Origin of the sequence: Jiangella muralis (assembly GCF_001270745.1) — a bacterium.
GTDB classification, from domain to species: domain Bacteria; phylum Actinomycetota; class Actinomycetes; order Jiangellales; family Jiangellaceae; genus Jiangella; species Jiangella muralis.
Genome location: NZ_KQ434757.1, coordinates 183,422 through 203,381 on the forward strand (window position 1 = coordinate 183,422; position 19,960 = coordinate 203,381).

The window sequence follows — 19,960 nt, forward strand, 5'->3', positions numbered from 1 at the left end:
CGAACTCCGGTCACGCGCCAAGAGCCTACGCCCCGGCCGTCAGGGCAGGTCGACGGCGATGTTGTCGATGAGCCGGGTGGTGCCGGCGCGAGCGGCGACGAGCAGGCGGGCCGGCCCGCTCATCGGGTCCGGTTCGAGGTCGGCGCCGCGCAGCTCCAGGTAGTCCAGCTCGACGCCGGTCAGCTCGGCCCGGGCGGCGGCGAGGACGGCGTCCGGCCCGCCCGCCGCGGCGGCCGCGCCCGCCTCCAACGCCCGTCCGAGCGCCGGCGCGGCGGCCCGCTCGTCGGCGGAGAGGTAGCGGTTGCGGCTGGACAGCGCCAGCCCGTCGCCCTCGCGGACCGTGGGCACGCCGACGATCTCGTACGGCAGGTCGAGGTCGGCCACCATGCGTCCGACCAGGACCAGCTGCTGGTAGTCCTTCTCTCCGAACAGCGCGTAGCTGGGCACGGTGAGGTTGAGCAGCTTCGCGACCACCGTCAGCACACCGGCGAAGTGGCCCGGCCGCACCGCGCCCTCCAACTCGGCGCCCAGCGGCCCAGGCTCGACCGTCACCTGCGGGTCGCCGAGCGGATACAGCTCCTCCGTGGCCGGCGCGAACACGACGTCGACGCCTTCCTCGGCGCAGACGGCGAGGTCGGCGCCGAACGGACGCGGGTAGCGCTCGAAGTCTTCACCCGGCCCGAACTGCAGCGGGTTCACGAAGACCGTCACCATCACAGCACCGCCGGCGCCGACCAGTTCCCGGGCGGCACGCATGAGGGCACGGTGGCCCGCATGCAGCGCGCCCATCGTCAGGACGACGGCGGACTCCTGCTCGCCGCGCGACAGCGCCTCGGCGAGGTCGTCTCGGGTACGGGCGACGATCGGATCGGTCACCCCGCCACGCTACCGGTCAGCGCGTGACGACCGTCTGCACCTCCGCGACCGGCAGGTCGAACGTCGCCGACGTGGTCTGCGGGTCGAGCGGGCCCTGCGGCGCGCCGTTGGCGAACCACTCGATGGTCCACTGGCTCTCCGCCAGCACCGACGAGACGCCGCCTGGCAGGTGGGCGCTGGACCGGGTGAACGTCAGCGCGCAGTCCGACGACGCGCCCGACGTCCAGGCGACACCGTGGCCGTCGCAGGAGACCGGCGCGGCGTTGGCGGCGGAGAAGTTCATCGAGCTCATCGTGGCCTCGACCGTGGCCTCGTTCTCGCCGGCCTCGGCGTGCACCTCGAGCGTGACGGGGCCGTCCTCCAGCCACATCCAGGTGGGCAGGTTGACGACGGTGGCGCCGTCGCCCTCGCGCCGCGGGTTCCAGCCGATCTGCGGGTCGGGCAGCGTCATCTCGTCGTAGGCGACCTGGACCAGGATCTCCGGCGGGATCGGCGGCACCGGGACCGGCTCGCCGGGCTCGACGTAGAGCGGCTCGAACTCGTTGTCGAACCAGTCGTTGGAGTAGTCGACGAAGTCGTCGATCGGGCCGTCGTAGTCGGCGCTCGAGCACATGCCGGACCACCAGCGGCCCTCGGTGTCGTCCTTATACTGCTCGTAGCCCGGATACGGCGGGACGATGTTGCCGTCGACGTCGCGGCCGCCGTTCCATTCGCCGCTCTGGACCATCTCGTAGAACTTCTTGCCGCTCCAGGTGGTGTTGAAGTACCGGCACGGCGGCAGCACGGTGACCGATTCGCCGGGGATCTCGTAGCCCTCGTCGCCGGAGGTGGTGCCGGAGCCCCACACGAGGATGGTGACGGCGCCGTCGCCGGAGTCGGCGTCGGAGCCGCCGTCCTCGTCGTCGCAGCTGCCGACGCCGCAGCGCGGCGCCGGGTCGGCCGCCGCCGGCGGGACCGCGGCCGCCGTGAGGCCGGCGGCGACGAGCAGGGCGGGCGCGGCGCCCAGGGCAACGCGCCGGATGGTCCGATATCGGTTCAGCATGATGCGTCCTCGTCGAGTGTGTTCTCGTTGACCTTCCAGCCGCTGCCGTCGTTGCCGAGAACGACGCGCATCGGGATGACCGGGTGTTCGTCGACGCCGTCGGGCGGGCGCTCCTCGCCGTCGTCGACGAGCAGGACCGCCGAGCCGTCGATGCAGCCGCCGAGGACGACCAGGTTGTCGGTGGCCTCCTCGACCACCGGGCTGATGACCATCTCGCCGCCGTACCGGATGCCGTTCTCCTCCTGGTACGCCAGGGAGTCCTCGACCGTCTGCACGACCGGCGCGACCGCGAGCCCGGGAAGCTGCTCGCTCAGCCGCACCTCACGCAGCGACCAGCGCCATTCGCGGGCGAACTCGACGTACGCCGCCAGCGCGGCCTCCTCGGGCGGGCCGGCCGCCGGTGGCGTGACGATGGTGACGCCCGCGTCGGGGAAGGCGTGCTCGGTCGGGCCGGCCGGTTCGTCCGTCGGCGTCCCCGTGGGGTCGGCCGACGGCTCGGCGGTGGGCGCCGTGGTGGTCGACTCGCCGAGCCCGGTGGGCTCCTCACCGCCGGAGTCGCCGCAGCCGGCCAGCGCCAGGACACCGGCGCAGACGGCAAGGAGGGTCGCGCGCAATGGACGCCGCGGACGTGCAGACACGCGCTCTCTCGCTCCTCGCGAACCCGGATACCGATGGCCGTGCTGTGCCCGGTCGCAAGGTAACACAAATCCCCGTGACAACGGAAAGCGGGCTGAGTAATGTCCTTCGACTGTGCGCCTGTTCGCGACGCTGGTCGTCCTCGGTTTCCGCCGCTGGTCGACGTACCGGCTGGCGACGGCGGCGGGGGCGTTCACGAACACCGTGTTCGGCCTGATCAAGGCATCCATCACGGTCGGCGCGATCGGTGCGGCGGGCGGGGAGCTGGCCGGCTACGACGCGCAGACGGGCGCCACCTACGCGTGGATCGTGCAGGCGCTGATCGCGCCGGTCAACGTGTTCAACTGGAACGAGCTGGCGCTGCGGATCCGCGACGGCGACGTCGCCATCGACCTGGCCCGCCCGATGGACCCGCAGTTCGCCTACCTCGCCGGGTTCCTCGGCCGCGCCATCCACCAGTTCATCCCGCGGGGCGCGCCGCCGCTGCTGGCCGGCGCGCTGATCACCGGGCTGGCGCTGCCGGCAACGCCGCTGCCGTACGCGCTCGGGCTGGTCAGCGTCGTGCTGGGCGTCTCGGTGTCGTTCTCGGTCTGGTGGCTGGCGAACCTGGCGGCGTTCTGGCTGATCGAGCTGCGCGGCGTGCTCACCCTGAACGTCGTGGCCATGGGCATCTTGTCCGGGCTGGTCATCCCGGTGCACTGGTTCCCGGACTGGCTGGCCACGGTGGCCGCGCTGACGCCCTACCCGTCGATGCTGCAGGCGCCGGTCGACGTCATCACGGCGCGGGCGGAGGGGACGGCGGCGCTCGGCGTGCTGGCCGTCCAGGCGGCCTGGTTGGCCGGCGTCCTGCTGCTCGGCCGGCTGGTGTTCGCCCGTGGCGCCCGGAAGCTGGTGGTGCAGGGTGGGTGAGCGGCTTCGCCCCTATCGGGTGCTGGTCGGGTCGCGGATGCGGTCGCAGACGACGTACCGGCGCTCGTTCGTGTCCGACCTCCTCGGCAGCGTCGCCATCGGGCTGATGGAGTTCGCCGAGGTCTACGTCGTGTTCGCCAACGTCGACGTGCTGGGCGACCTGGACTTCGCGGCCGCGGCGCTGGTCTTCGCGCTGGCCAACGTCGGCTTCAGCATGGCCGACCTGCTGGTCGGGCACGCCGACAACCTGCCGGTGTACCTGCGCGAGGGGACGCTGGACGCGTTCCTGCTGCGCCCGCTGCCGGTGCTGGCCCAGCTGATCACCAGCGACGTGTCACTGCGCCGGCTCGGCCGGGTCGCCGTCTCCGTCGTCATCCTCGCGGTCGCGTTGCCGCTCAACGACATCGAGTGGACGGCGGCCAAGGTCGCACTGATCGCGCTGACGCCGCTGACCGCGACCGCCGTCTTCGCCGGGCTGTTCGTCTGCGCGGCGGCGGTGCAGTTCTGGCTGGTCGAGGGGTCGGAGTTCACCAGTGCCTTCACCTACGGCGGCGCCTACGCGTCCGGCTACCCGGCCAGCATCTTCAGCCTGCCGATGCGGCTGCTGTTCACCTTCGTCGTGCCGGCCGCGTTCACCGCCTACCTGCCGGTGCTGGTGCTGCTCGACCTGCCCGGGCCGCCGGGCACACCGCACTGGCTGGGCTGGTGCGCCCCGCTCGCCGCCGTCGCCGTGTGGGCCGTCGCGCTGCTGGGCTGGCGGGCCGGCCTTCGCCACTACACCGGGACGGGATCATGACCGAGCCGATCATCCAGGTGCGCGACCTGCGCCGCGAGTTCGTCGTCCGCACCCCGGCCGGCCGGCTGCGCCGCACGCGCACCGTCGTCGCCGCCGTCGACGGGCTGAGCTTCGACCTCGCGGAGGGTGCGGCCGTCGGGTACATCGGCGCGAACGGCGCCGGGAAGTCGACCACCATCAAGATGCTCACCGGGATCCTGGTGCCGACGGCGGGGACGGTGCGCACCTGCGGGCTGGACCCCGTCCGCCAGCGACGCGAGCTGGCCCGGCAGATCGGCGTCGTATTCGGGCAGCGCAGCCAGCTCTGGTGGGACCTGCCGCTGGCCGAGTCGTTCCGGGCGCTGGCCGCGATCCACCGGCTGCCGGAGGCGTCCTGGCCGGTCCGCCGGGACGAACTGGTGGACCGGCTCGACCTCGGCGAGTTCCTGGCGACACCGGTGCGGCAGCTCTCGCTCGGCCAGCGGATCCGCGGCGAGATCGCGGCTGCGCTGCTGCACTCGCCGCGGCTGCTCATCCTGGACGAGCCCACCATCGGGCTGGACGTGCTGAGCAAGGAGCGGCTGCGCGTCTTCCTCGCCGAGCAACGTGCGCTGCACGGCACGACGCTGCTGCTCACGACGCACGACATGGACGACGTGCAGCGGCTCACCGACCGCGTGCTGGTGGTCGACCACGGCCGGCTGGTCTACGACGGGACGCTGCCCGGGCTGACGACGCAGGTCGGCGCGGAACGCGTCATGGTCGTGGACCTGGTCGAGCCGGTGCCGGACCTCGGGACCGTCGACGGCGCCCGCCGCGTCGCCGTCGAGTCCGACGGGCTGCGGCACCGGTTCGCGTTCACCCCGGAGCGGACGACGGCGGGCGCGATCCTGGAGGCGGTCGGGCGCCGCGGCCAGGTACGCGACCTCGCCATCGAGGAACCCGACATCGAGGACGTCGTACGCCGCCTCTACCTGGCCCAGATCAGGGGCGACGATCCCGCAGCAGCACCATGAGCAGCGCGCCGACCACCGAGAGCCCCGCGCCGACGCCCAGCATGACGTCGGTGGCCCGGGCGAGGTCCGGCCCGGCCGCGCCCACCACGGCGACCGCCACCGCGACGCCGACCGCGGCGCCGACGTAGCGGGCCGCGCTGTTGGCGCCGGAGCCCATCGCCGCGCTGCGCGCCGGGACCGAGTCGACCGCCAGCCGCGGCAGGATCCCGTTGACCAGCCCGCTGCCGACGCCGGCGACGATGAGGCCGGGCAGCACCCGCTGCCACGACCCGGCGGCGAGGAACCCGAGCAGCGCGACCGTGCCGACGGCGGACAGCGCCAGCCCGACGGAAACGATCGCCCAGCCGGGCCAGCGCCGGGCCAGCCGGTGCACCTCGAGCGCCACGACGAACGCGATGCCCGCCCACAGCGACGACAGCAGTGCGGTCGACATCGCCGACAGCCCGAGGCCCTGCTGCATCAGCGTCGGCAGGTAGCTGAAGAACCCGATGACGGCGACGCCGGTGGCCAGCGCGCCGACGGTCGCCGCCACGAAGTCGCGCCGGGCGAACAGGCGCAGGTCGAGCATCGGCTCGCGGCCACGCCACTCGGCCACGACGAACCCGCCCAGCAGCGCGACGGCGGCCACCGCGAACGCCACGGCCGACGCCGTCACACCGTCACGCACCTCGATCAATGCGGTGAACAGCGCCGCCAGGCCGAGCCCCAGCGTGGCGACGCCCAGACCGTCGAACCGCCGCCGCACCGGCGCGCGCGACTCGTCCAGCACGACCGCGCCGATGCCGGCGATGACCACGCCGAGCACCGCGAACACGACGTACGCCGTCCGCCAGCCGCCGGGTGCGGGGGTTGCGGCGACGATCGGCCCGACCGCGATGCCGGCGCTGACCGTCGCGCCCCAGAAGGTGGTGGCGCGCAGCCGCGCGTGGCCGTCCGGGTGGGCGTGCGCGATCAGGCCGAGGCTGCTCGCCAGTACCGCCGCGCTGGCCGCACCCTGGACCACGCGAGCGACGACGAACACCGTTGCCGTCGGGGCCAGCGCGCCGGCCACCATCGCGGCGGCCAGCACGCCCAGGCCGGTCACGAACACCCGCTTGCGGCCGTAGTCGTCGGCGACGCTGCCCGCGGCGAGGCTCAGCGCGGCCAGGCCGAGCGGCACGCCGTTGAGCGTCCATGTCACCGCCCCTTGGCCGAGGTCGAGGCTTGCCCCGATGTCGCGCAGCGTCGCCAGCGGGGCGGTGTAGTTCATCAGCACCAGCAGCGTCGCGGCGCTGGCCACGAGCAGGGTCACCCGCGGCGCCCGGCCGGTGCGGGTGGCCTGGATGGTGGCGGACGGCAGGGTCATGGCGGCGCGCTCCTGAGTTCGGTGAATGAACCTACGGCAGCCTACGCCCGTTGGTTCGATGAATGAACTCGGGGGTCGTAGACTAGTCCTATGGCGCTCGGAACCGACTACGACGGCCAGGACTGCTCGCTGGCCAGGGCGCTGGAGCTGGTCGGCGAGCGGTGGACCCCGCTGATCCTGCGCGACGCCTTCATCGGCGTGCGCCGCTACGGCGACTTCCTCGACCACCTCGACATCCCGCGCGCGGTCCTCGCCGCCCGGCTGCAGGCGCTGGTCGACGCCGGCGTCATGGCGAGGCAGCGCTACCAGGACGCCCCGCCGCGCGACGAGTACGTGCTCACCGCCATGGGCCGCGACCTGTGGCCGGCACTGCACCTGCTCAGCCAGTGGGGCGAGCGGCATCTCAGCGAGCAGGGGCCGCGACGCGTCTACACGCACCTGCCTTGCGGCTCGCAGCTGCAGAACGGCAGCTGCCCGGCCTGCGGCGCCGTCCGGCCCGAGGATGTCGAGGTGCGGCCCGGCCCGGGTGCCGCGCAGACCCGCACCGACGCGGTCAGCGTGGCGCTGCGCGAGCCGCACCGGCTGCTCGAGCCGCTGCGTACGCCCTGATTCAGAGCGCGGACGGCGGCTCGGCCAGCACGTCCAGCAGTGCCTCGGCGTCGCCGGCCTTGAGCCGCCCGGCGGCCAGTGCCCGCCCCGCCGTGCGGCGGGCCAGCGCGACGTAGGTGCTCACCGATTCCGGCCGGGCCGCGGTGATCTCGGCGAGGTGACTGGCGACGGTGCCGGCGTCGCCGCGCGAGACCGGGCCGGTCAGCGCGTCGTCACCCTGGCGCAGGCTGTTGTCGAGCGCCGCCGAGAGCAGCGGCGCCAGCACCTTGTCGGGCTCGGCCACACCGGCTGAGCGGAGCAGGTCCATCGCCTCGTTGACCAGCGTGACCAGGTGGTTCGCCCCGTGCGAGAGCGCCGCGTGGTACAGCGCGCGGTGCGCCTCGGCGACACGGACCGGATCGGCGCCCATCTCGACGACCAGCGCCTCGGCCACCGGCCACAGCGGCTCCGGCGCCGTGACGCCGAACGTCGCGCCGGACAGCCGCTGCAGGTCGACCGACGTGCCGGTGAAGGTCATCGCCGGGTGCAGCGCCAGCGGCAGCGCGCCGGCCTTCGTCGCCGGGTCCAGCACGCCGACGCCGTACCGGCCGCTGGTGTGCACGACCAGCTGGCCGGGCCGGACGGTGTTCGTCGCGGCCAGCCCTTCGACCAGCGCCGGCAGCGCGTCGTCGGGGACGGCGAGCAGCACCAGCCCGGCGCGCGCGAACACCTGCGGCACGTCGACCAGCGGCACGTCCGGCAGCAGCGCACCGGCCCGGGTGCGGCTGGTGAGCGAGACTCCGTAGCCCGCCACCACATGGTGCCCGGCCCGGGCCAGCGCCGCACCGAGCACCGCGCCTACCCGCCCGGTGCCCACGACGCCGACGTCGAGCCGCGCCGGCCGTTCCTCCGTCACGCGGTCAAGGCTAGATCACCCCCACCCCGCACCCCGAAGTTGATCTTGGAGATCGTGGGTCGCGAACCGGGCATTTCGCACCGCAATCGGCGACTTTCTCCAAGATCAACTTCGGGTTGGGGCTACTCGGAGGCGAGGGCCATGACGGGGGACGTCCGGGCCGCCCGCTGGCCGGGCGCGACCGAGGCCAGCACGCCGAGCAGGGTCGCGACGGCGGCGCTGATCGCCAGCTGCCCCCACGGCACGACGAACTCCAGCTCCTCGACGCTGGCGACGGCGGCCCAGGCGAACAGCGCGCCGGCCACCGACCCGACCACCGCCGCCACCGCGCCCATGAGTGCCGCCTCGACGCCGAGCATCACCCGGGTCTGCCGGCGGGTCAGGCCGAGCGCCCGCAGCAACCCGATCTCCCGGGTCCGCTCGTGCACCGACAGCGACAGCGTGTTCGCGATGCCGATGAACGCGATCACCAGCGCCAGCGCCAGGATCGCCAGCACCAGGTTCACGGCCTCGTTCAGGTTCTCCTCGAACTCGGCCCGGCGCTGGGCGAAGCTCTGCACGGACAGCTCGGGGTGCTCCACGGTCGCCGCGACGATCGCCGCCCGCGCGTCGTCGTCGTCCACACCGTCGGCCGCGTCGACGGCCAGCAGGTCGGCGCCGTCCTGGACCACCGACCCGGTCTCCGGCAGCTCCTCGATCGCTCGCACGACGTCGTCCGGGATCGGCTCGTCGGTGGCGGTGCGGACGGCGAAGTCGGCCGGAATCCGGCCGTCGACGACCGCGCCCACACTCTGCCGGGACGACTCCACGACGGTGAGGAAGCCGGCCACCGTCGTGACGCCGATCAGCAGCGCCGCCGTCGTGGCCGCCACCCGGCGGGGGTTGCGCACCGCGTTCGCCGTGGCCAGCTCGGCCGTCGACCGCGACCCGCCGGACAGCCGGGCGGCCACCGCGCCGATCGCGCGGACCAGCGGCGGCACCACCTTCGGGCCGAGGATCAACAGGCCGAGGAAGCAGACCGCCGCGCCGAACACGACCAGGATCAGCCCGGCCCCGCCGCCGGACGTCCCAGCGGCCGCGCCCACGACCAGCATCAGCGCGCCGGCCGCCAGCCCCAGCAGGCCGAGCGCGATCCGGGCCCGTCCCGTGGTGCGGCTGTCGGCGCCGTCCGGCACCGCCTGCAGCGCGGCCAGCGGCGCCACCCGGGTCGCCGCCCGGGCCGGCAGCAGCGCCGACCCGACGGTCATCAGCACGCCGATCGCGACCGACCACGCCACCGTCGCCCCGGTGACCGTCAGCACCAGCGACTCACCCAGCACCGAGCCCGCCACGAGCGCCGTCAGCGCTCCGGCCCCGACGCCGACGAGACTGCCCGCCAGCCCGATCGCGACCGACTCGGCCAGCACGCCGCGCAGCACCTGGCGCCGGGTCGCGCCCACGGTGCGTAGCAGCGCCAGCTCCCGGGTGCGCTGGGCGACCAGGATCCGGAACGTGTTCGCGATCACGAACGCCGCCACGATCAACGACACCGCGCCCAACATCAGCAGCGGGATCCGCAGCGCCTCGCGCTGCGACGACGAGTCCATCAGCTGCTGCGCCAGCTCGTCCCCGGTGACCACCTCGTGCCCGCCGGGCAACGCGGCACGGACGGCGGCCGCGTCGGCGCCGTCGTCCAGCCGCAGGTCCACCCGCGAGGCGCCGGGCGGGTCGGCGAACTCGCGGACGAGGTCCCAGCCCGCGGTGAGCTCGAGGTCGTCGATGCCGTCGGCGGACAGCTCGGCCAGGCCGGCGATCGGCAGCGTGACCAGGTCGGCCGTGCCCTCGGCGGCGACGGTGATCTCGTCGCCCCCGGCCAGCCCGAGCCGGTCGGCCGACCGCCGGTCCAGCAGCACGCCGCCGTCTGGCACCTCGGCGCCCAGCGGCGCGGCCAGTATCCGGGCGGTCGCGAACGGGTCGATCCGCCCGTCGGCGTCGACGGTGTGCACGCTCACCCCGCTCCGGGGCGCTGCCGCGGCCACCCCGTCGGCACCGGCGACGGCGGCGACGTCGTCCGGCGGCAGCGTCTCGCCGGACGGCGCCAGCACCGCGAGGTCCACCCCGTCGGCGTCGGCGGCCAGTTCTTGGCGGGTGCCCGCGTCCAGCGAGTCGGTGAGGATCAACGTCGCCGCGGTGAAGCCCACCGACAGCACGACCACCAGGCCGGTCAGCACCAGCCGCAGCAGGTGGGCACGCAGCCCTGCCAGCACGATCGATCGCATCGCTCAACCGCCCAGCCGGCGCAGGCCGTCGAGGACGGTGTCGGGCGTGGGGTCGGCGATCTCGCCGGCCACGTGACCGTCGGCGAGCATCACGACGCGGTCGGCCGACGACGCCGCGACCGGGTCGTGCGTCACCATGACGACGGTCCGGCCGAGCTCGCGCACACTGGTGCGCAGGATCGCCAGCACCTCGCCACCGGAGCGGGAGTCCAGGTTGCCGGTGGGCTCGTCGGCGAAGATCACCTCGGGCCGGTTGATCAGCGCCCGCGCGACGGCGACCCGCTGCTGCTGGCCACCGGACAGCTCGCTCGGCCGGTGCCGCAGCCGGTCGCCGATGTCGAGCACGTCGATGATCTCGGCGAACCAGCGCCGGTCCGGCCGCTTGCCGGCCAGCTTCAGTGGCAGCAGAACGTTGGCCTCCGCGTCCAACGTGGGCAGCAGGTTGAACGCCTGGAAGACGAACCCCAGGCGCTCGCGCCGCAGCAGCGTCAGCTCGGTGTCGTTCAGCGCGGTGAGGTCGGTGTCGCCGAGCAGCACCCGGCCCGACGTCGCGGTGTCCAGCCCGGCCAGGCAGTGCACGAGCGTCGACTTGCCCGAGCCGGACGGGCCCATGATCGCGGTGAACCGCCCGGCCGCGAACGCGACGTCGACGGCGTCGAGGGCACGGACGGCGGTGTCGCCGCTGCCGTGCAGCTTGGTCAGGCCGGCGGCGCGGACCGCCGGCGCGAGGACGGCGCCCGGGGCGCCGGAAGGAATCGAGGTATGCAGGCTCACGGTCCCAGCGTCGCGAGAACGGCGGCGCGAATCGTCGGACCTGCGAGTGGACCCGGCGTACGACGAAGGTCGTAGGGTCGGTTCTCGTGCCGACCCGTCCCGTCGAGACGCTGCCCAAGGTTCAGTCGCACCTGCACCTCACCGGGGCGATGCGCCCGGCCACCCTGGACGAGCTGGCCACGCGGCACGACATCGCGGTGCCGCCGCTGGCCGCGCTGACCGGCGGCCCGTACGAGTGGGCCATCTTCCAGGGCCGTTACGACGCCGCCCGGGCCGCGATCCGCACCCCCGGCGACGTCGCGCGGGTGGTCCACGAGGCGGCCGAGGACGACGCCGCCGGCGGCTGCGGGTGGTCCGAGCTGCAGGTCGACCCGACGTCGTACGCGCCGGCGCTGGGCGGGCTGGAGGCGGCGGTCGAGGCGGTCCTGACGGCGGCCGCGGCGGCGCCGCTGCCGATGGGCGTCATCGTCGCGTCCAGCTGGGCCCGCTCCGGCGAGCACGCGACGACGCTGGCCCGGCTGGCCGCCCGCTACGCCGGTGACGGCGTCGTCGGGTTCGGGCTGTCCAACGACGAGCGGCTGGGCCGGGTCGAGGACTTCGTCCCGGCGTTCCGCGTCGCCGCCGACGCCGGGCTGCTGCGCACGCCGCACGGCGGCTTCTTCACCGGGCCGTCCCACGTCCGCGACTGCGTGGAGCTGCTGGGCGCGTCCCGGGTCGGGCACGGCACCTCCGCCGCCGCCGACCCCGCCGTCCTGGAGTTGCTGGCCGAGCGCGGGGTGGCGCTGGAGCTGTGCCCGTCGTCGTACCCGCCGTTCGGGGTGCACGCGCCGGACGAGTTGCCGGTGCGGACGCTGCTCGCGGCCGGTGTCCCGGTGACGGTCGGCAGCGACGACCCGCTGCTGTTCGCCGTCGGGCTGGCCGGCCAGTACGCGCTGTGCCGTGACGCGCTCGGCCTGGCCGACGCCGAACTGGCCGCGCTGGCCAGCGCCTCGATCACGTGCTCGGCGGCGCCCGTCGGCCTGCGTCAGGCGATGCTGGCCGGGGTCGACGCCTGGCTCGCCGGCTAGGCCGGCGGCGGCCCGGACGTCGTGCCGACCCGCAGGTGGACCGGCAGGTTGGCGTCGGCCGGACGCCGCCCGGCCAGCAGCTCGGTGACCATGCGGCCGGTGATGCGGCCCTTCTCCGCCATCGGCTGCACCACCGTCGTCAGCACCCGCTCGCCCAGCCAGGGCGTGTCGATGCCGTCGTAGCCGACGACGGTGAGGTCGTCGGGCACCCGCAGCCCCAGCGCCTCGGCCGCCCGGATGACCCCGACGGCGAGCAGGTCGCTCTGTGCGACGATCGCGGTCGGCCGCTCCGGCGCCGAGAGCAGCAGCCGGCCGGCCCGCTCGCCCTCCTCGACGACATTGCTGGGCGCCTCGACGACCGGCACCCGCCCGAAGACGTCCTCGGTGGCGGTGAGCCGGGCCCGGCAGTCGGCGAACCCGCCGGCGGCCCGGCGGGCGTCGTCGACCGGGCCGCTGCGGCCGTCGAGTCGCAGCGGCAGCGCGGCGACGGCGACCCGCTGGTGCCCCAGCCCGGCGACGTGCTTGGCGAGGTCGAGCGCGCCGCCGTAGTCGTCGATGCGCAGCAGCGTCACCTCGGGGCGGTCCGGCCCGTCGATGGCGACCACCGGCACGCCGCGGCCGATGAAGAGATCCAGCAGCGGGTCGTCGTCGCGGCCGCACATGGCGAACACCACGGCGTCGACCGGCAGCCGCGACACCTGTTCCGGCGTCGGGCTGCCGTGCTGGGCGTCGCCGGAGAGCAGCAGCAGGCCGGTGCCGGACGGGCTGAGCGCCTCGGCGATGCCGTCGAGCAGCGCCACGGCGACCGGGTCGCGGAACGCGTACAGCAGCCGCTCGCCGACCACGGCGCCGACGATGCCGGACCGCCCGCGGCGCAGCGACCGGGCCAGCGGGTCGGGCCCGGCGTAGCCCAGCTCGCGGGCCGCGGTCAGCACCCGCTCGCGGGTGGACTGGGCCACGGGACCGGAGCCGCTGAACGCCAGCGACGCGGTGGACGGGGACACGCCGGCCCGCGCGGCCACCGCCGCCAGCGTCGCCCGGTGCTCGCCCACCTCAGCTCCCCTCGGAGGAATTCACGCTTGCATCAGATCCTTGTCCATAGGAGAATATCGAATCGATTCGATCGAATCGATTCGACCGCCGAAAATCCTGACGCGTTCTTGACCCCTGGGGATACTCCGTGAACCACTCCGCTCCGGCCCCGTCGCCCGACCTGGCCAGGGCCGTCCGCGCCCGCAACGCCGTCGCCACGGTGTTCGCCCTCAACGGGCTGGCCCTCGCGAGCTGGATGGCGCGCATCCCCGAGGTGCGCGACCTGCTCGGCCTGACCCCGGGCGAGATCGGCCGGGTCCTGCTGGCACTCGCCGTGGGCTCGCTCGTCGCGCTGCCCACGTCGGGGTTCGTCGTCGGCAAGATCGGCGCGGCCCGCACGGTCGCCGGCGGCTCGGTGCTGGTGGCGACCGGCCTGACGCTGGCCGGCATCGGCGCCGACACCGCCGGCGCCGTCGCCGTCACCGCGGCCGGGCTGGTGCTGTTCGGCTACGGCTCGGGATCCTGGGACGTCGCGATGAACGTCGAGGGCGCCGCCGTCGAGCGGCTGCTCGGGCGCACCATCATGCCGCGGTTCCACGCCGCGTTCAGCCTCGGCACGGTCACCGGGGCCGGCCTCAGCGCCGGCACCGCGGCCATCGGCGTCCCCGTCGTGGCGCACCTGGCCACCGTCAGCATCATCGCGATGACCGTCACCATCGTCGCCACCCGCAGCTTCCTGCCGCACGCCGCCGAGGTCCACGACGACGGCACGCCGGTCGAGAAGATCTCCGTCCTCACCGCCTGGCGCGAGCCGCGCACGCTGCTCATCGGCCTCATGGTGATGTGCGCCGCGCTGGTCGAGGGCATCGCCAACGACTGGCTGGCGCTCGGCCTCGTCGACGGCTACGAGGTCAGCAACACCGTCGGGGCCATCGGCTTCGCGATCTTCCTGTCCGCCATGACGGTCGGCCGCATGGCCGGCACCCAGCTGGTCGACCGGTTCGGCCGGCTGCCGATCCTGCGCGTCAGCGCCGTGCTGGCCACCGGCGGCGTGCTGCTCGTGGTGTTCGGCGGCTCGCTCTGGGTCGCGCTGATCGGCAGCATCGTCTGGGGCTTCGGCGCCGCGCTGGGCTTCCCGCTCGGCATGAGCGCGGGCGCCGACGACCCGCGGCGGGCGGCGGCGCGGGTCAGCGTCATCGCGTCGGTCGGCTACACCGCGTTCCTCGCCGGCCCGCCCATCCTCGGCTGGCTCGGCGACCACGAGGGCGTGCTGAACGCGCTGATGGCCGTGGCCGCCGCCGCGATCGTCCTCGGACTGGTCTCCCCCGCCGCCCGCGAGCAGCGCCCGGCCCGGGTCGAGGTCGGCGACTGAGCGCCGGCTACTCGACGAAGTCGGCGGCGGTCATGCCCTCGGGGTGGCCGGACGGCCACTGCACCAGCTCGATGCGGTAGCCGTCGGGGTCGGTCAGCCACGACGTGGACATGCCCTCGCCCATGTCGACCGGCGGCTCGGCCGCGAGGCCCTTCGCGGCGAGGTCAGCGACCGTCGCGGCCATGTCGTCGGTCTGGACGACGAGGTGGTTGACGGCGCCGGTGTCGGTGACCGGCCGTGCGGGGTCGTGCACCAGCTCGAGGCTGATGAACGGGTCGCCGGGCAGCTGGAGCATGGTCAGGCTGCCGAACGGCGTCTCGGGGACCCGGCCGGCCACGGTGTAGCCGACGGCCGTGTAGAAGGCGAGCGAGCGGTCGAGGTCGGTGACCCGGAGGCCGAGGTGCAGCATGCGCATGCGCAGACCCTACGACGCGCCGGGACGGACCAGCCCGGTCTCGTACGCCAACACCACCAGCTGGACGCGGTCGCGCAGGCCGACCTTGGCCAGCACCCGGCCGATGTGCGTCTTGACCGTCGCCTCGGTGACGAACAGGGTCGCCGCGATCTCGGCGTTCGAGCGGCCGCGGACCACCTCGCGGACGATCTCGTGCTCGCGCTGGGTCAGCTCGGCCCAGACGGCGTCGGGCGGCGTGGCGTCCTCGGGCAGGTGCCCGGCGAACCGTTCCAGCAGCCGCCTGGTGGTGCTCGGCGCGACGACGGCGTCGCCGGAGTGCACCGTGCGGACGGCGTCGAGCAGCGTCGGCGGCGGCACGTCCTTGAGCAGGAACCCGCTGGCGCCCGCCTTGATCGCGGCGAACGCGTACTCGTCGAGGTCGAACGTCGTCAACACGATGACCTTCGGCGCGTCCTCGCGCGAGCGCAGCCGGCGGGTGGCCTCGACGCCGTCGAGGACGGGCATGCGGACGTCCATCAGCACGACGTCGGCCGCGGTGACGGCGAGCGTGTGCAGCGCGGCGTCGCCGTCGCCGGCCTCGCCGACCACCTCGAGGTCCGGCTGGGAGTCGATCACCATCCGGAACCCGGCTCGGACCAACTGCTGGTCGTCCACCAGGAAGACCCTGACCGGCTGCACGCTCACTTCCCCTCGCCATAGGGCAGGTCGAGGTCGACCCGCCAGCCACCACCGGACGACGGTCCCGCCGTCACCGTGCCGCCGTACATCGTCATCCGCTCCCGCATGCCCGCCAGCCCTTGGCCGAGCCCGTCGCTCGGCGCGGCCGCGCCCCGGCCGTCGTCGCTGACCTGGGCGGTCAGCCGGTCGGTGGCGAACACCAGCGCCACCTTCGCACGGGCTACCGGGCCGGCGTGCTTGAGGGCGTTGGTCAGCGCCTCCTGGATGACCCGGTACACCGCCAGCGACGGCCCCGGCGGCAGTGGCCGCGGCGGGCCGGTGACGTCCAGCTCGACCGGCAGCCCGGCCTGGCGCACCGACGTGACCAGCTCGGGCAGCGTGCCCAGCCCCGGCTGCGGGCGGACCGAGCCGTCGTCCTCCGCCGTGCGGAGCACCCCGAGCAGCCGGCGCATCTCGGCCAGGGCGCCGCGGCCGGTGTCGCCGATGGTCTTGAGCGCGTCGAGCGCGGCCTGCGGGTCGTGGTCGCCGGCGTAGCGGCCGCCATCGGCCTGCACGACGATGACGGACAGGTTGTGCGCGACGACGTCGTGCATCTCGCGGGCGATGCGCGAGCGCTCCTCGGCGGCCGCGAGCTGGGCCCGCTGGTCGCGCTCACGCTCGGCCTGGTGCGCCCGCTCGACCAGCTCGGCGACGTACGCCTGCCGGGTGCGCCGCACGTCGCCCATCGCCCAGGCGCCGATGACCGTCGCGGACAGTCCGATGGCGCTGGCCACGAACGCCTCCGCGCTCTCCTGGACCGACGGGACGTAGCGCAGCGTGCCCAGCACGACGCCGAGGAACCCGGCCGCGAGCCCGGCCCGGCTGGCCCACCGCGGGCCGTAGGCGCTGACGGCGTACAGGCCGAGCAGCAAGGCGACGTCGTAGGGGGTCAGCTGCAGCCCGGTGGCCCACTGCACCAGCCCGGCGGCCACCAGCACGCCGAACGACTCGATCGGGCGCACCCGCCGGAACACCAGCGCGGCACACATGACCGTTCCGAGGACGAAGTGCGCCCAGGGCGGGTCGAACGCGGCCGCCGAGAACAGCACCAGCGTGACGAAGACGCCCAGCGCGATGACGGCGTCCGGCACCACGGGGTGCCGGCGCACCCATGCGTAGAACCGGTCCCTGCGCCTCACGGGGAGCAGGCTAACTCGCCGCGCTCGCCCGCGCTGTGTGGCGCAGCCAGAGCAGGCCGAGCACCGGCAGCACCAGCGGCACGAACCCGTAGCCGCGCCCGAACACCGACCACACGGTGTCGTCGGGGAAGTCGCCCGGATCGAACGCCGTGATGGCGCCCACCGTCAGCACTCCGATCAGTTCGACGGTGACGGCGGTCAGCGCGACCCGGCGGGCCGTCGCGCCGGGACGGGCCAGCGCCACCGTCGCGACGATGTACACCAGCGCGGCGAACGCCGACAGCAGGTACGCCACCGGCGCGTCGTCGAACTTCGTCGCGATCTGCACGGCGGCCCGGGCCGACGCCGCGAGCGCGAACACCGCGTAGACGGCGATCAGCAGCCGGCCGGGCCCGCTGGACCGCTGGGACGTCACGCTCACCCGGCGCCCGCGTCCCAGAGCTGCTGCAGGCGCACCACCAGCACCGGCACCACCAGCGCGGCCACCACCAGCACCGACGTGCCCCAGCGGGACTTCTCGGCGAGCGCCCAGAACAACCCGAGCGGAACGATGATCAGGTTCATCAGCAGGTAACCCACGAACGTCGCGGTCTCGTCCGGTGCGCCGTCGGCGATCATCAGCACGACCGCCACCACCGCCTGGACGAGGATCAGCAGCTCGACCACCCCGGCGCCGATGACGTACGGCTCGCGCGGCGGCTGGTTGCGCGCGACCGCCACCAGCGCCCACGCGGCGTAGGCCAGCGAGGCGACGATGACGGCCCAGTCGACGACGGCAACCATGGGTCAGCCCGTCACGGGAGCCGGGCCAGCTCGTCGGTGAGGTCGTCCAACCCCAGCGAGCCCATCGAGAGCGCGGCCATGTGCCACGCCTTGAGGTCGAAGTCCGCACCGCGTGCCGACCGAGCGGCGTCGCGGCCGGCCAGCCACGCCCGCTCGCCCAGCTTGTAGCCGATCGCCTGCCCCGGCATGCCCAGGTAGCGGACGATCTCGGAGTCGAGGAACGCGGCGTCGCGGCCATTGAAGGCGCCGAAGAACTCGCGGGCCAGTTCCGGCGTCCACACCTCGCCCGGGTGGAACGTCTCGCCGTTCGGGATGCGCAGCCGCAGGTGCATGCCGATGTCGATGATCACCCGGATCGCCCGCATGATCTGCGCATCGAGGTAGCCGAGCCGGATCGGCGGGTCGGTGAGATAGCCCAGCTCGTCCATCAACCGCTCGGCGTAGAGCGCCCAGCCCTCCGACATCGCGCTCACCGAGCCGAGGCTCACCTGATAGCGCGACAGCCTGCCCGCGACGTGCACCCACTGCGCCAGTTGCAGGTGGTGGCCCGGAACGCCCTCGTGGTACCAGGTGCTGACCAGGCCCCACACCGGGAACCGGGTCTCGCCCAGCGTCGGCAGCCAGGTGCGGCCCGGCCGGCTGAAGTCCAGCGACGGCCGGGTGTAGTACGGCGCGGCGGCGCTGCCCGGTGGCGCGATCATCGCCTCGACGTGCTTGATCGGCTCGGCGAGGTCGACGTGGGTGCCGTCGAGGTCGGCCATCGCGCGGTCCATCAGGCCCTGCAACCAGACCCGGACCTCCTCGACGCCCTCGATCGCTTCACCGTGCTCGTCGAGGTGGCGCATGACGGCCAGCGGTGTGTGGCCGGGCAGGACGGCGTCGGCGGCCTGCTTCATCTCGTCGGCGATGCGGTGGAACTCCGACCAGCCGTAGGCGTAGGCGTCCTCGAGGTCCAGGTCGGAGCCGGTCCAGTAGCGCGCGGAGGCGGCGTAGCGCTCGCGTCCCACCGCGTCGGGCGTGCCCTCGGCGCCCGCGCGGTAGCCGGCGAGGTGGTCACGCAGCTCGGCCAGGCCGGCACCGGCGACGGCAGCGGCGGCGGTCAGCTCGTCGCGCTGGGCATCGGGGCCGGTCGCCACGAACGACGTGTACCAGTCGTCCTCGAGCCAGGTGTCGAGTTGCTCGAGGACGGTGTCGACCTGACGCGGCGCGGCGTACAGGCCGCGGCGGGCGCCCTCGTCAAGCGACGCCTGGAAGCCGGCGACGGCCGCCGGGATGTTGCGCAGCCGCCGGCCGATGACCGCCCAGTCGTCGACGGTGGCGGACGGCATCATCAGGAACACCGACCGCATCGACTGCACCGGCGAGAACAGGTTGCTCAGCTCGCGCAGCCCCTCGCCGGAGTCGTGCAGCGCCAGCGACGCCGTCAGCCGCTCGCGCAGCAGCCGCGCCGCGCGTCGCTCCTCGACCGGCAGCCCGGCGTCGCCCGCGGCCCGCTCCGCGGCGTCCAACTCGGCCAGCGTGCCGCGCGCTGCGTCGGCCACGACATCGCGGCCGTCGGGCGAGTAGTCGGGCATCGCGTCGACGCCGGGCCGGATGCCGAGCGCGGTCCCGACCAGCGGGTTGAGGTCGGCGATGGTCTCGACGTAGCGGTCCGCGATCGTCCGGGGAGTGTCCTGGGTGTCGGCGTCGTCGTGAGGCACCGGCCCATCATGCCTCGCGGACCTCCGCGGCGTGCGGCAGCCCCGTGGGTCAGCCGGCTACGACGGTTGGTAGCCGACCGCGAGGTATGACGTCAGTCTCCGGTGTGGGCGGTGTCGCCGCGCATCTGGGCGGCCGCGCCGGGCACCGGCTCGGCAGGGTCGGCGCCGGTCGCGACGACGCGGTTGGCGGCGTCGACGTGCACCACCCGCGGCTGGAACCCGCGCGCCTCGGCGTCGTCGACCAGCCCGTAGCTGATCAGGATGACGAGGTCGCCGGGCTGCACGAGCCGGGCGGCGGCGCCGTTGATGCCGATGACGCCGGAGCCCCGCTGACCGGGGATGACGTACGTGGTGAGGCGGGCGCCGTTGGTGATGTCGACGATGTCGACCTGCTCACCGGGCAGCAGGTCGGCGGCGTCGAGGAGGTCTTCGTCGACGGTGACCGATCCCACGTAGTGCAGGTCGGCCTGCGTGACGGTGGCGCGGTGGATCTTGCCCTTCATCATGGTGCGGAACACGGGTTCACTCCTGGTCTCGCTCGCTCGATGCGGCCGGTGGGCCGTCACCGTCGGCGTGGCCGTCGGGTCGGGGGGCCGACTG

General features: G+C 74.1%; 21 protein-coding genes. 6 read left to right on the top strand and 15 right to left on the bottom strand.

The features are described 5' to 3' along the window. Positions 1–39: 39 nt before the first annotated feature. Genes panC through ACW62_RS14295 form a run of 3 tightly spaced genes read right to left on the bottom strand, consistent with a single transcriptional unit; the run spans position 40 to position 2,556 of the window. Positions 40–876, bottom strand: coding sequence for a pantoate--beta-alanine ligase (gene panC, locus ACW62_RS14285; protein ID WP_053204778.1), 837 nt, complete (start codon positions 874–876; stop codon positions 40–42). 16 nt (positions 877–892) lie between these two features. Beyond that, a complete protein-coding gene (locus ACW62_RS14290) occupies positions 893–1,918 on the bottom strand; it encodes a hypothetical protein (protein ID WP_053204779.1) in 1,026 nt (341 codons plus the stop codon). Further along, positions 1,912–2,556: a hypothetical protein gene (locus tag ACW62_RS14295; RefSeq protein WP_157574753.1), complete on the bottom strand. Its 645-nt coding sequence runs from the start codon at positions 2,554–2,556 to the stop codon at positions 1,912–1,914. Before ACW62_RS14295 ends, ACW62_RS14290 begins: the two co-directional genes overlap by 7 nt. A 112-nt stretch (positions 2,557–2,668) precedes the next feature. Here ACW62_RS14295 and ACW62_RS14300 point away from each other — a divergent pair, with 112 nt between their 5' ends. The 3 genes from ACW62_RS14300 to ACW62_RS14310 are packed head-to-tail and all read left to right on the top strand — an operon-like array spanning position 2,669 to position 5,254. Further along, on the top strand, positions 2,669–3,463 hold the full coding sequence (locus tag ACW62_RS14300) for an ABC transporter permease (RefSeq protein WP_053204781.1): 795 nt from the start codon (positions 2,669–2,671) through the stop codon (positions 3,461–3,463). Further along, positions 3,456–4,259, top strand: coding sequence for an ABC transporter permease (locus tag ACW62_RS14305; protein ID WP_053204782.1), 804 nt, complete (start codon positions 3,456–3,458; stop codon positions 4,257–4,259). The genes ACW62_RS14300 and ACW62_RS14305 overlap by 8 nt, the downstream gene beginning before the upstream one ends. Next, positions 4,256–5,254: an ABC transporter ATP-binding protein gene (locus ACW62_RS14310; protein WP_053204783.1), complete on the top strand. Its 999-nt coding sequence runs from the start codon at positions 4,256–4,258 to the stop codon at positions 5,252–5,254. Before ACW62_RS14305 ends, ACW62_RS14310 begins: the two co-directional genes overlap by 4 nt. Here ACW62_RS14310 and ACW62_RS14315 read toward each other — a convergent pair. Next, positions 5,223–6,599, bottom strand: a complete 1,377-nt coding sequence (locus ACW62_RS14315; RefSeq protein ID WP_053204784.1) for an MFS transporter — start codon at positions 6,597–6,599, stop codon at positions 5,223–5,225. The two genes, ACW62_RS14310 and ACW62_RS14315, sit on opposite strands and share 32 nt — an antisense overlap. A gap of 90 nt (positions 6,600–6,689) precedes the next feature. On the opposite strand from ACW62_RS14315, the gene ACW62_RS14320 reads away from it, so the two are divergent. Further along, positions 6,690–7,208, top strand: a complete 519-nt coding sequence (locus ACW62_RS14320) for a winged helix-turn-helix transcriptional regulator (RefSeq protein WP_053204785.1) — start codon at positions 6,690–6,692, stop codon at positions 7,206–7,208. A 1-nt stretch (position 7,209) separates the two neighbouring features. Here ACW62_RS14320 and ACW62_RS14325 read toward each other — a convergent pair whose 3' ends face one another. The 3 genes from ACW62_RS14325 to ACW62_RS14335 form a co-directional block, all read right to left on the bottom strand. After that, positions 7,210–8,103 (bottom strand): Rossmann-like and DUF2520 domain-containing protein, encoded by an 894-nt coding sequence (locus tag ACW62_RS14325; protein WP_053204786.1) that lies wholly within the window; start codon positions 8,101–8,103, stop codon positions 7,210–7,212. A 122-nt stretch (positions 8,104–8,225) separates the two neighbouring features. Continuing rightward, entirely contained in the window at positions 8,226–10,361 is a 2,136-nt protein-coding gene (locus ACW62_RS14330; RefSeq protein WP_053204787.1) for an FtsX-like permease family protein, read from the bottom strand. A 3-nt stretch (positions 10,362–10,364) separates the two neighbouring features. Continuing rightward, positions 10,365–11,135, bottom strand: coding sequence for an ABC transporter ATP-binding protein (locus tag ACW62_RS14335; RefSeq protein ID WP_053204788.1), 771 nt, complete (start codon positions 11,133–11,135; stop codon positions 10,365–10,367). A gap of 86 nt (positions 11,136–11,221) precedes the next feature. Here ACW62_RS14335 and add point away from each other — a divergent pair, with 86 nt between their 5' ends. Beyond that, on the top strand, positions 11,222–12,202 hold the full coding sequence (gene add, locus ACW62_RS14340) for an adenosine deaminase (protein ID WP_205629343.1): 981 nt from the start codon (positions 11,222–11,224) through the stop codon (positions 12,200–12,202). Here add and ACW62_RS14345 read toward each other — a convergent pair. Then, a complete protein-coding gene (locus ACW62_RS14345) occupies positions 12,199–13,254 on the bottom strand; it encodes a LacI family DNA-binding transcriptional regulator (protein ID WP_053204789.1) in 1,056 nt (351 codons plus the stop codon). The two genes, add and ACW62_RS14345, sit on opposite strands and share 4 nt — an antisense overlap. Before the next feature lie 128 nt (positions 13,255–13,382). Between ACW62_RS14345 and ACW62_RS14350 the strand changes: the two genes are divergently transcribed. After that, positions 13,383–14,606 (top strand): MFS transporter, encoded by a 1,224-nt coding sequence (locus tag ACW62_RS14350; RefSeq protein WP_205629344.1) that lies wholly within the window; start codon positions 13,383–13,385, stop codon positions 14,604–14,606. Between the two features lie 7 nt (positions 14,607–14,613). On the opposite strand, the gene ACW62_RS14355 is transcribed toward ACW62_RS14350, so the two are convergent. The 7 genes from ACW62_RS14355 to panD form a co-directional block, all read right to left on the bottom strand. Beyond that, positions 14,614–15,021 (bottom strand): VOC family protein, encoded by a 408-nt coding sequence (locus ACW62_RS14355; RefSeq protein WP_053204790.1) that lies wholly within the window; start codon positions 15,019–15,021, stop codon positions 14,614–14,616. Positions 15,022–15,030: 9 nt separating this feature from the next. Next, positions 15,031–15,705, bottom strand: a complete 675-nt coding sequence (locus ACW62_RS14360) for a response regulator transcription factor (RefSeq protein ID WP_205629345.1) — start codon at positions 15,703–15,705, stop codon at positions 15,031–15,033. Further along, positions 15,702–16,877: a sensor histidine kinase gene (locus ACW62_RS14365; RefSeq protein ID WP_083459748.1), complete on the bottom strand. Its 1,176-nt coding sequence runs from the start codon at positions 16,875–16,877 to the stop codon at positions 15,702–15,704. The genes ACW62_RS14360 and ACW62_RS14365 overlap by 4 nt, the downstream gene beginning before the upstream one ends. Positions 16,878–16,887: 10 nt before the next feature. After that, positions 16,888–17,298, bottom strand: a complete 411-nt coding sequence (locus ACW62_RS14370; protein ID WP_157574754.1) for a hypothetical protein — start codon at positions 17,296–17,298, stop codon at positions 16,888–16,890. After that, positions 17,295–17,660, bottom strand: coding sequence for a hypothetical protein (locus ACW62_RS14375; RefSeq protein WP_053204793.1), 366 nt, complete (start codon positions 17,658–17,660; stop codon positions 17,295–17,297). The genes ACW62_RS14370 and ACW62_RS14375 overlap by 4 nt, the downstream gene beginning before the upstream one ends. An 11-nt stretch (positions 17,661–17,671) precedes the next feature. After that, positions 17,672–19,360 (bottom strand): DUF885 domain-containing protein, encoded by a 1,689-nt coding sequence (locus ACW62_RS14380; RefSeq protein ID WP_053204794.1) that lies wholly within the window; start codon positions 19,358–19,360, stop codon positions 17,672–17,674. Between the two features lie 92 nt (positions 19,361–19,452). Beyond that, positions 19,453–19,878, bottom strand: coding sequence for an aspartate 1-decarboxylase (panD, locus tag ACW62_RS34050; RefSeq protein WP_157574767.1), 426 nt, complete (start codon positions 19,876–19,878; stop codon positions 19,453–19,455). Positions 19,879–19,960: the final 82 nt, after the last annotated feature.